Genomic DNA, 9,460 nt, shown 5'->3' on the forward strand with positions numbered 1-9,460 from the left:
GCCTCGACCAGCTCGGCGCCGAGCTCGAACTGATACGAGTGCGAGCGCATGTCCCAGGCGATCGGCTCGGGACTCTTACCGCCGGGCACCGCCCAGAGTTTCTCGTCGATCCGGTCCCGGTACCGCTGCGGCCAGGTGATTTTCGCGAATGACTCCCATTCGCGGACGTCCGCCCAGAACGCGACCACCTTGAACCGTTCCCACGCGTGCTCGACGGTGGCGTCGACCTCCTCGACAGGAACCGTCCAGGTCTCGTCCGACATCGTCTTGCCGCCGTGCGACTTCTTCGGCGGCTCCCACACGCCGAGGGTGAACACATGCCCGTCGGATACGCAGCAGCCGATCAACGCCGTGCCGTCGCGGGTCTTGGAACCGTCGAAGAACATGACGATCGCCTCGCCGTCGACCAGCGGCCGCGGCGGGTTCCCGTTCGTGCCGGCCGCCATCGCCGCCCACTGCTGCGGATCCGCCCAGGCGTCCTCCGGCGCCGTCGGCCAGTTCAGGTACTTCCGCTTGCTTTCGTCGGCCTTCGCCCGCTTGTCCCAGATCCGGACCATGATCGGCCGGACATCCACCCACCAGCAGTCGCCGTACACGTGTTCCAGTGCGCGCCGCAGGCTCTCGTCGTCGGCCATGTCGGTGTCCGGGGGCGCGATCCGCGCGTCGTAGAGGATCAGCGAGCCAGAGGTTGACCCGTTGTCCTCCTGGTCAACCCATGCATCCCAGGTCGCCTCGGCCACACTGCCGGCACCCGGCAGCCACGCGTTGCACGTCTCCAGCAGCCGGTTACCGGACTTGGTCAAGTTGTCCTGCAGCGTCGACATCAGCGTCGGGCCACCATTGCCGGGCAGCCACCACTCCGTCTCGTCGGCGGTGATGTGCGTGGCCTCGCCACCCTCAGCGCTGTGCGCACTGGAGGTGATCACCTCGAGCGATCCCTCGGGAATCATGTTGTATCGCGTGCGCCCCGGGTCGAGCTGGTGATCGCGCACCACCCGCGAACCCTTGGTGGCCAGCGCGCGCACCATACGCATCGTGTTCGCGGTCTGCGATTCCGAGGTGGCCGCGATCTGCACCAGCGGCATCGCCACCGACCGGCCGACACAACCGCCGGGCGCCTTCGGGTCGAAGTCCTTCAACCGCACCGGAGCACAGAACTCGACCAGCGAATGCACACCCGCGAACGGCGATTTGCCGCTGCCCTTCGCCAGCCGCCGAGCACCATGGTGATACACCCAGCTGCCATCCGGATTGACCGCGTACCAGTGCAGCCAGAACCGAATCTGAGACTCGATCGGACGGTACCGCTCACCCGCCCGAGGGCCATTCGGCTGCTTCAGGAACTTACTCGCCCACTTCACGGCCTCCCAGCCGAGCGTGAGCTTCGGAATCTCCTCCGGCAGCGTAACCAGACGGTCAGCTGCCGAGACGGGCACGGAACTCGGCCAGATCCGCCACCGCGGCGTCCTCGTCCTCGTCGACCTCGGCGCGCCGCATCTCGATCCCGAGCCGCCGCTTCGCCGCAGGCGACACCAGCAGCTCGGTCAGACCGGCCTGCACCGCCGCCCACGCCTGCGCACCGATCCGGTCCGCCTCCAGCAGGCTGTTCAGGAAAAACAGCTCCATCCGGACACGATGCCAATCGGCGGGCGAGTAGTACTGCGCCTCAACGCTGTCCCGAAGGACCGCGTAGAACTCGCGCACCAGCTTGTGAGCGCGGAACCCGAGCGTCGGGGCCTCCACGGCGGCCGTGGCCTCCGTCGGAATGGCCTCGCCGTAGGACTTCGGGGCATTCCGCCGGCGACGCTGCGACGGCGGCTTCGGTAGTGGGCCAGGCATCGTGACCTCCAGGGTCGGGCGAGCGCCTCCAGGGCGCAGGGAAAGCGTTGACAGCGGCTAGGGGTCGCGAGTCATGGACAGGACGGCGTTCGCGGCAAGTTCGACCTTCGCGATTTCGAGCAATCCCAGCGCCTCCAGCAGCGTGAGATCGTCGCCCGTGGCATCCACGGCTTCAACGTCGATCTGCTGCGCGCCATCAGCGTCGAAGTACCGGCGCACAACGATCCGGGCGACTTCCGCTTCGGGCATCAGGACTTCTCGGTGTGCCGCGCGATGGCCGCGTTGGCCCAGAACATGGCCTGCTCGAGCTGCGTGATGGCGAGGGCCTTCTCGCGGCCCGGCGGCAGGTCGCGGTCGAACTGGTGCGCCAGCTCTCGGCACGCCGCCCGGACGCTGCCGTGCTCGCCGCGCTTCTCCTCGGTGGTGGCGGGGTGGAAGTCGAAGCGGTTGTCGATGTCCGCGGTCGACTTCGGGTCGTGGTGGGTCATGGTGTCTCCTTCGGGGCGGTCGGCGCCGGCAGTCGGCGCGGTTGCGGGTCGGTCGCTCGGCCCTGGAACCCGTACAGGACCCGAGGCGCTATCGCGTAGCGGTGCTCTTGGGGCCGATCGGGGGTCACCCCCCACCCTGTTTCCGCAGGTCACGGCGCTTTTGGCCGGGATGGGGCGCGACGGGCAGCCGCAGCCGTGCCTGCTGAGCCTTCCGCTGCGCCGCGCTGGCCCGGTGGCCTTCGGCGGAGCTCTTGCGGGCGTGGTGGTCGCGGCAGAGCGAGCGGAGTGCCTCGATGCGGTTGTCGTCGGTCATGGCCTGGCGGTGGTCGACGTCGGTGGCGGGCTCGGTGCACCGCTCGCCGCGGTCGATCCACGTGCACCGGTGACCATCGAGTTTGAGGCGCGCTGCGCGGAGTGCACTCCAGTTGGCTGGCAGTCGTTTCCGGCGGTCGCTGGTGTGCCAGGGCACGGGTCAGACCTCGGCGTAGAACGATTCGAGCGGCTGGCCAGCGACTCCGGCCAGCTCGCACAGCCGGTCGAGCACACCGGGATTGAACGGTGCCAGCATGTGGAGGCGGTGCGATTCCAGCGAGATTCCTGCGAGCCGGTAGTCGCGGGTCACGATCAGCGGGTCGCCGATGCTGTTGCGCTCGGCGTACTTGAGGCCGACCTCGCGGCTGGGCGCGATGATCAGGTCTCGGGTGTCAAGCTCGGTCACGGTGCTCATTGCGGTTGTGCCTCTCGCGGTCAGACGTACGTGTAGGAGACGGTGCCCTTGACGACGCAGCTGGTGGCGCCGGCGGAGACGGTGACGGTGGCGGCGTTGCCGAGGGTGATGGCGATATCGGCCGGCAGCGGGATGGTCACCGGGGTTGCGATGGCGAGCTGCAGGTCGAGCTGCAGGATGGTGGTCGCGCCGTCGGCGATGGTGACGGTGATGACGCCGGACGCTGCGCCGCTGGCGGACAACACGATTCCGGTGATCACGGACTGCCGAGAGACGGCCAGCGTCGCGTTGTTGGGCGCGGGCACGGTGAGGGTGAGCGCGCTGGCGGCGGCCGAGATGCCGGTGACGAGCATCGACGGCGCGTTGAGCGAGATCTGCGGGGTGTCGACCTGCACGGTCATGACTGGCTGCCTTTCGGGGGTTCTGCTTCGGTGATGTCCAGGCGTTCGGCGATGCGTTTCACGAGCGCGTTGGTTTCTTGGTCGACGGCGAGGTCTTCGCCGGAGTCGGCGCGCAGCTCGGCGAGCACCTCGTGCAGCATCTTGTTGGCTGTGGCGCCGACGTGTGCGAGTGCGGGCTGTGTGATGCCGGAGTAGATCGTCAGGACGTAGAGGAGCCAGAACCCGTTGGGGTCGACGTGTGGGAAAACGCGCTCGAGGATGACGATTACGACGGTGACGGCGAAGGTTTGCCAGACGCCGGCCGCGCTGGCGAACCAGCGGTCGAACGCGGTGAGCAGCGGTGCGCCGACTCCAGTGCGGTGTGGTTTCCCGCTGCTCACTTGTTCGGTTGTCACAGTCCGAGCAGGCCGGCCGCGAGGCGGAGGACGGCGAAGTCGTCCCAGCTGATGATGTTCCAGAGGATGGATCCGATTGCGCCCATGTCGATCACCTACGCCGATGCCGAGATGAACAGGTGGGAGACGGTGAGCAGGGTGTTCAGGATGAGGTCGATCATGGTGTTCTCCTTTGCGGTGAGATGGGTGAAATGCAGCGCGCAGCAACATCTCCCGGGTGCTTTGAGCCGGGATTGCGGAGTGTGCGGCCAGCGCGCCGGGTAGGCCGTGCGCTGGGGCAGGGTGCTCGTTGGATGCGCTTGCCGGGACAGATCTGGGACCGGTTGACGCGCTGCATAGTGGCGGAGATCGGATTTGAACCGATGACCTGTGCGTTATGAGCGCACCGAGCTACCGAGCTGCTCTACTCCGCTATGTGGATAACCTGTGCATAGGCACGAAAAAACCGCTGCTCAACCGATTTTGGGGTCGGGTTGTCAGCAGCGGTTTCGAGTCCCACTGTACATGACCTGCGGGTTTTCGCTAGCAGTGCGCCTGCGGGTATCGCAGTGGGTCTAGAAGGGCCAGTCGCAGTCCTTGCCGCGTTCCAGCAGCGGAATCATCGCGAACGCACTGTCCGAGAGACCACCGAAGGTGTGTCGGTTCGGGCCGCCCGCGGCGTGGCCGAGCTTGTAGCCCGCGAGATTCCACGTGTACAGCGGGACCTGCTGCGGCATAGCGGATCCGGGATCGCCACCCCAAGCGGTCTGCTCGTCGGTCAGGATCACGACCCGATCGTGCCGGTCGAATCCAGCCTTCACAGCGGCGGCGGTCTGCGTGCCACCGTTGAGGAAGTAGCCGCCAGACTTCCAGCGCTCCAGCGACTTCAGCAGCGACTCCCCCGTCTGCAGCGGGAAGCGCAGGCCGTGGTTCGAGTAGGAGATCACGTCAGCGTGTGCGCATCGGCGTGCGAGGGCGAGACCGAAGATCGTGGCCGCATCCCACCGCATCAGGGTGCCGTCCTTGCTGAATCCAGCGTGCATCGACCCCGAGGTGTCGATCAGGATCAGCGTCCGCCCGCGCAGCTCGGGCACGTTCGACACCGCGGCGTCGAGTGCCTTCTCCAGCGGGTACGACCAGCGCAGCGACGGCGCGGCCCGGTACGCGGACAGGAACCGCATCGGCAGCTGCCGCGACTTCGCCACCTGCTCCGGATCCGACAGGCGCGCAGCGACCTTCGCGGCGACCTCATCGGAGACGCCGGCCTGGTCGAAATTCCTCAAATTCCTGAGGCACGCCATATAGCCCATGGCCGGGATCACGGCCTCCCAACGCTTCGCCGTCCATGCGCCGAACGATGACAGCGCCTCCCAGGTGACGCCAGCAGAGTCGATGACGCTTGCGAGCCCACCGTTCTCGGCCAGCACGTCGATATCAGCGCTGTTCAGCGAGCGGAACCCAGCGTGTGCGCGGAGTGTGGCCAGCTGGCTGTAGATCTCCCGTCCATCCACACCGAGCCGCTGCTCGATGGCGTACTTGAACAGCGCCGACTGCCACTCACCCTTCGGCTGGACGTGCGCCAGCTGGATGACGTCAGCGAATCGAATACCGCGAGAATCGCTGTCCCACTTCAGGTACGACTTCTCGTTGTACAGGCGCGCCGCGGCGTCGGCGATGCCGCGCTTGACCGGCTTCGGGATCTTCTTGCCGTAGTGGCTGATCCAGTACGACAGCATCTCGCCGGGCTCGTCGGCGCGCTGAAGAACCGCGTCGACAATCGCGCGACTACCGGTCTGCCCGGCGTCGACGCTTGCCTTCGCTGCCTCGGCCGCCAGCACGAGCGATGCGGAGCGCATGTTCGCTTCGCTGCGCAGCCAGCGGGCGAAGCGGGTGAGCCAATCGAGATCGGCGAGCGCGACCTGGCGGACCAGGGTCGAGAATCGCGAATCGCGTTGGCCCGCAGCCTCGTAGAAGGTGTCCTCACCGACCATGTTGGTGACGGCCAGGAGGAAGAGTTCGGACTTCTCGTCACGCGCGAAACCCGGTCCGCCCTGGTGGGTGGTGCCGGTCGCGGTGGAATCGGTCCGGATGGGCCCGTGCGCGACAGCGCGCACCGAGGCAGTGTTGAACTTTGCCACGTCTATCCCCTTCGTCAGCAAGGGGGCACGGCGTTCAGAGTGTGCGTGAAGGGCCTGAGAAAGAAGCGACGGTGGCACGCGCGGGGTTTGAACCCGCAACTCCCGGAGGAGTCTCAACCATAGAAGTATCCACCGTCATCGCACCAGGCCCTGACGCGAGGTGTCTATCGCCCGAGAAAGAGACGGTGGAAGAAACGTTGGTGTCCTAGGCCGCTAGACGACGAGAGGCGAGCCTCCCGGCGGGATTCGAACCCGCGTTACCCCTTTGAAGAGGGAAGTAGCTCCCACCTACGCACCGGGCGATAGACACTCTGAAGTTTGTGCTCCCGAGAAATAAGCGTCCGAGGTGTCTTTTTCATACCAGCAATGAAGGAACCCCGGACTTCCGCACCGGAAGTACCTCGACCGTACTCGAGAGCCAGACCAGAGCCAAACCGTTTGTGGATGCGCCGGTCAGTGATCCTGATCGCACCCCGGAAACGACGAAAGCCGGTCCGGGATGAGGATTCCGGACCGGCTCCCGCCGTCGATTCACAGCGGACCAGCTGTTTGATGACGGCAGTCAGGCTACCTGGTTACACCGACAATCTCGAGCCGGCATCGGGCAGAAACGGATTGGCCCATACCCACGTCGACTTCAATTCCGTGAAGTGCGGTGCGCCGTCTCGCCGCAGCGGATGCCGCTGCGTCTCGCCGTCGCGCTCGACAACGAACCAGAGGCCATCTCCGCCCATCTGGGCGCTGACCACATCGCCCGGCTGGAGATCGATACCAGTGGCCGTGTGGGTGTAGCCGTACGCGTCGGTGAACGTGACGGTGCCGTCGACGACCGCCAATGACAGTGGGTTTCTCATGGGTTTGATCCTCCAGCTTCAGTGATCCACTGGTCGAGCACATCACCCATGTGATCGGGCCACTCATACTCGTCGTCCTCAAGCCACTTGCCGCACTTACAGTCCGCGTCATAGTCCTCTCGGCAGTAGACGGCATCGTGCTTGGCGATCTCCTCCGCGACCGCGTCGCGGTTGGCAGTCAGGATGTAGCCCGCGTCGACCAGCTCGTCCGCGAGTTCACCGGCAGAGAGGAACCGATACTCGGCCATGAGCGCCTCAGCCTTGTCCCAGTATTCCCATGCGCTCATGCTGCTGATCCTTCCTTGAGTACCTCGGCATCCGCCACCACGTCGATCACCCGCAGTCTGTCGTTTTCGCTGCTGTAGGTGATGCGCAGTTCGCCGTCCGGGTATGTCTCCTCGGAGTAGTCGCCGTGCCGGTCGTACTCGCGGGCCTGTTCGCGCGCCCACGCTTCCGCCACGGCGCGGTCGGTGAACAGGTACGGATACGTGCCCGAGTGCCGATCGTGCCAGATCACGGTGGTGAACGTGCCGGTCATGGTGTCTCCCTCGTCTCGGCGGGCCAGCGCTCGGACGTCGCCGAGTCTGTAGACCTGCCGGTCGTCGTCGCTGATTTGGTGGTCGGTGATGCGGTTGCCGTGCTGCCAGCCGCGTGGCTCGATCCGCCGTTCTTGCGCCCAGCGGTACAGCGTTGTCTTGCCGACCGGTGTGCCGAGGGCGGGCAGGATGCGACGCAGCTGCGGCAGCGTGTACAGCTGGTCCTCGATGCCATCGGCCGCCTTGCGTTGCAGCTCTCGGACTTCGTGCTGGCTGCGGCAGCGGCGGCAGCGCACCCATGTGGCTTCGCGGTCGGCCCGCAGCTCGTATCCGCAGCTGCTGCCGTCAGCGAGCTCGGCCGAGCACGGGCCGAGCGGCAGCAGGTCGGCCGGCCGGTCGATGGCGCGGCGCAGCGCGGCGCAGGCCCCGGTGATGTCGGTGAGCATCTCCCGCGCTGCTTCGAGGCCGCGGAGCTCGTGCGGGTGGCAGGCGAGCCACATCGCCAGCCGTTCGACTTCCTGTGTCGGTGTGGTCAGGTGTGCTGCGCTGCGGTGGCCGATGCGGGCCTCGCGCACGCGCTTCCCGTGACGGACCTTGTCGTTGTGGACGATGAACGGCGCGTCGATCGTGCCGCGGCGGAATATGCGGGCGTTGGTGGCGAGGACGACCAGGGCGCGGCTGTCGATCGGGATCTCGACCGCGAGGTGCTCGGCGAGCACACGCGCCCACCCGTGCAGGGCGGTCTGCAGGGCGAGGGCCGGTTGGTCACCGAGCAGGTGCAGGCCGCGTCCGCGTTCCTCGTTGGTGGTGTCCTTGATCGGCAGCGGGGCCTCGGCTGACCGTCCGCCCTCGCGGCCTGTGGCGATGCGGGCCTGACCGGCGCGAGCGGTCTGGAGGTCGGCGAGCAGGCCGGGCACGCCGAGCAGTTCGGCGACGAGCCGTTCACCGCAGACCGTGCACAGTGTCAGCCCGTCCCCAACAGGCCGGTCACATTCCGTGCACAGGATGTCGGTCACGGTCACGAGATGTCCGCGCGCTGGATCCGGCCGCAGGTGCTGCAATGGCGTTCCTGTTTGGCCCGTTTGCCTTCCGCGATGTGTCCGTCGAGGCTCGCCACCACCCGGATCTCGATCCGCTCCCAGCTGGTCCAGCGGTGAATGTGGAACAGTCCCATGGTCACACCTCCGTGAAATTCGATTCAGGGATATCGGGTCCGGCGGCACTTATAAGCGGTTGGCCGCTGATATAACCGGGCATCACTCTCCGATCGGTGTGACGGTGATCAGGACTCCCGGGGTCTGCCCGATCTCGGCGATCACCTTGTGGGCCTGCAACAGCACGACTTGCGAGTCGTCGGCGAACGCGATTCCGGTCAGCGCGTCGAGCACTGCGCGGGCGAGCTTGTCGATGTCGGGCTTCTTGACCGCTGGCGGTGTGCGCCGCTTGGGCGTGCTGGCCGGGCGCGGGCGGATGAACGTCAGGTGCACGTGAACCGCGTCGGTGGTCGGTATCCATCCGCGGTCGTGGGCAGCCAGGGCGACGCGCGCCCGCCAGGGTCCGACCGATTTCGACGACTCGACCATGCGGCCGCCACCGACGTGCCGCTTGCTGCCCTGCGGCGCCGCGTCACCGGGCACGAACAACGGCGGGACCACCTCGGCGCGGATCACCCGGTCACATCCTCGGTGTTCTTGGCGTATGGCGGCACGCCGAGTTTTCGAAGCTTGGCCTCCAGCCGGAGAATGGTGCGGCGCTGCTTGGCAACCTTGCGCTGAAAGCCGTGGTGCGCCTCCGCGTGGTGGAGCTCTTTCACTCGCCATTGCGCAGCTTGTACCGCGTGATCGGCCGCCTGACGCTCGTATTCGCGTTGCAGTCGTTCGGACCGATCTTGGTAGCGGTCGGCCATCTCCACGGCCCAGGAGTTCGCGCCGCAGTGTTCGCAAATGCTCATTCGGTTACCTCCACAGTGGTCTCTTGGTGCGCGGCAACTGATTCGCGCCCGCGCAGCGCTTCATCTGCACGTCTGGCTCGGGCTCCTGATAGACGGCGGCGTAGTGCGGATAGACCGTGCCGTCGCGCTTCAGCGTGAAAGTTCCGAGGCAC

At 66.5% G+C, this 9,460-nt stretch carries 15 protein-coding genes and 1 tRNA gene; all 16 read right to left on the reverse strand.

Features of this window, described 5'->3' with window-relative positions; genetic code table 11:
- A partial coding sequence (locus ACFXN1_RS32300; RefSeq protein ID WP_379463739.1) for a terminase occupies positions 1-1,436 on the reverse strand: 1,436 nt, incomplete at its 3' end.
- Positions 1,417-1,839: a hypothetical protein gene (locus ACFXN1_RS32305; protein WP_379441515.1), complete on the reverse strand. Its 423-nt coding sequence runs from the start codon at positions 1,837-1,839 to the stop codon at positions 1,417-1,419. The genes ACFXN1_RS32305 and ACFXN1_RS32300, both read right to left, overlap by 20 nt.
- 57 nt (positions 1,840-1,896) lie before the next feature.
- Positions 1,897-2,088, reverse strand: a complete 192-nt coding sequence (locus tag ACFXN1_RS32310) for a hypothetical protein (RefSeq protein ID WP_379441517.1) — start codon at positions 2,086-2,088, stop codon at positions 1,897-1,899.
- A complete protein-coding gene (locus ACFXN1_RS32315; RefSeq protein ID WP_379441518.1) occupies positions 2,088-2,327 on the reverse strand; it encodes a hypothetical protein in 240 nt (79 codons plus the stop codon). The genes ACFXN1_RS32310 and ACFXN1_RS32315 overlap by 1 nt, the downstream gene beginning before the upstream one ends.
- Before the next feature lie 124 nt (positions 2,328-2,451).
- The gene (locus ACFXN1_RS32320; protein WP_379441519.1) at positions 2,452-2,796 is read right to left on the reverse strand and encodes a hypothetical protein; all 345 of its coding nucleotides are present in this window, start codon (positions 2,794-2,796) and stop codon (positions 2,452-2,454) included.
- 3 nt (positions 2,797-2,799) lie between these two features.
- Positions 2,800-3,045, reverse strand: coding sequence for a hypothetical protein (locus ACFXN1_RS32325; protein WP_379441520.1), 246 nt, complete (start codon positions 3,043-3,045; stop codon positions 2,800-2,802).
- A 29-nt stretch (positions 3,046-3,074) separates the two neighbouring features.
- On the reverse strand, positions 3,075-3,455 hold the full coding sequence (locus ACFXN1_RS32330; RefSeq protein ID WP_379441521.1) for a hypothetical protein: 381 nt from the start codon (positions 3,453-3,455) through the stop codon (positions 3,075-3,077).
- Positions 3,452-3,835, reverse strand: a complete 384-nt coding sequence (locus ACFXN1_RS32335) for a hypothetical protein (RefSeq protein WP_379441523.1) — start codon at positions 3,833-3,835, stop codon at positions 3,452-3,454. Before ACFXN1_RS32335 ends, ACFXN1_RS32330 begins: the two co-directional genes overlap by 4 nt.
- A 354-nt stretch (positions 3,836-4,189) precedes the next feature.
- Positions 4,190-4,263 (reverse strand) — tRNA-Met (locus tag ACFXN1_RS32340).
- 141 nt (positions 4,264-4,404) lie between these two features.
- Positions 4,405-5,967: a TROVE domain-containing protein gene (locus ACFXN1_RS32345; RefSeq protein ID WP_379441524.1), complete on the reverse strand. Its 1,563-nt coding sequence runs from the start codon at positions 5,965-5,967 to the stop codon at positions 4,405-4,407.
- 575 nt (positions 5,968-6,542) lie between these two features.
- The gene (locus tag ACFXN1_RS32350; RefSeq protein ID WP_379441525.1) at positions 6,543-6,821 is read right to left on the reverse strand and encodes a hypothetical protein; all 279 of its coding nucleotides are present in this window, start codon (positions 6,819-6,821) and stop codon (positions 6,543-6,545) included.
- Positions 6,818-7,108 (reverse strand): hypothetical protein, encoded by a 291-nt coding sequence (locus tag ACFXN1_RS32355; RefSeq protein ID WP_379441527.1) that lies wholly within the window; start codon positions 7,106-7,108, stop codon positions 6,818-6,820. The genes ACFXN1_RS32350 and ACFXN1_RS32355 overlap by 4 nt, the downstream gene beginning before the upstream one ends.
- Entirely contained in the window at positions 7,105-8,379 is a 1,275-nt protein-coding gene (locus ACFXN1_RS32360) for a hypothetical protein (RefSeq protein WP_379441528.1), read from the reverse strand. Before ACFXN1_RS32360 ends, ACFXN1_RS32355 begins: the two co-directional genes overlap by 4 nt.
- Complete coding sequence (locus ACFXN1_RS32365; protein WP_379441529.1) at positions 8,376-8,531, reverse strand: hypothetical protein; 156 nt, start codon at positions 8,529-8,531, stop codon at positions 8,376-8,378. Before ACFXN1_RS32365 ends, ACFXN1_RS32360 begins: the two co-directional genes overlap by 4 nt.
- An 82-nt stretch (positions 8,532-8,613) precedes the next feature.
- Positions 8,614-9,027, reverse strand: a complete 414-nt coding sequence (locus ACFXN1_RS32370) for a RusA family crossover junction endodeoxyribonuclease (protein WP_379441531.1) — start codon at positions 9,025-9,027, stop codon at positions 8,614-8,616.
- Positions 9,024-9,308 (reverse strand): hypothetical protein, encoded by a 285-nt coding sequence (locus ACFXN1_RS32375; RefSeq protein ID WP_379441532.1) that lies wholly within the window; start codon positions 9,306-9,308, stop codon positions 9,024-9,026. The genes ACFXN1_RS32370 and ACFXN1_RS32375 overlap by 4 nt, the downstream gene beginning before the upstream one ends.
- Between the last annotated feature and the right edge of the window lie 152 nt (positions 9,309-9,460).

This window comes from Nocardia sp. NPDC059154 (genome assembly GCF_042755705.1).
Taxonomy (GTDB): Bacteria; Actinomycetota; Actinomycetes; order Mycobacteriales; family Mycobacteriaceae; genus Nocardia.

Bases quoted from the DNA above. Each gene is read 5' to 3' on its own strand.
- ACFXN1_RS32305 (WP_379441515.1), bottom strand. From the start codon at position 1,839: ATGCCTGGCCCACTACCGAAGCCGCCGTCGCAGCGTCGCCGGCGGAAT.
- ACFXN1_RS32310 (WP_379441517.1), bottom strand. From the start codon at position 2,088: ATGCCCGAAGCGGAAGTCGCCCGGATCGTTGTGCGCCGGTACTTCGAC.
- ACFXN1_RS32315 (WP_379441518.1), bottom strand. From the start codon at position 2,327: ATGACCCACCACGACCCGAAGTCGACCGCGGACATCGACAACCGCTTC.
- ACFXN1_RS32330 (WP_379441521.1), bottom strand. From the start codon at position 3,455: ATGACCGTGCAGGTCGACACCCCGCAGATCTCGCTCAACGCGCCGTCG.
- ACFXN1_RS32350 (WP_379441525.1), bottom strand. From the start codon at position 6,821: ATGAGAAACCCACTGTCATTGGCGGTCGTCGACGGCACCGTCACGTTC.
- ACFXN1_RS32355 (WP_379441527.1), bottom strand. From the start codon at position 7,108: ATGAGCGCATGGGAATACTGGGACAAGGCTGAGGCGCTCATGGCCGAG.
- ACFXN1_RS32365 (WP_379441529.1), bottom strand. From the start codon at position 8,531: ATGGGACTGTTCCACATTCACCGCTGGACCAGCTGGGAGCGGATCGAG.
- ACFXN1_RS32375 (WP_379441532.1), bottom strand. From the start codon at position 9,308: ATGAGCATTTGCGAACACTGCGGCGCGAACTCCTGGGCCGTGGAGATG.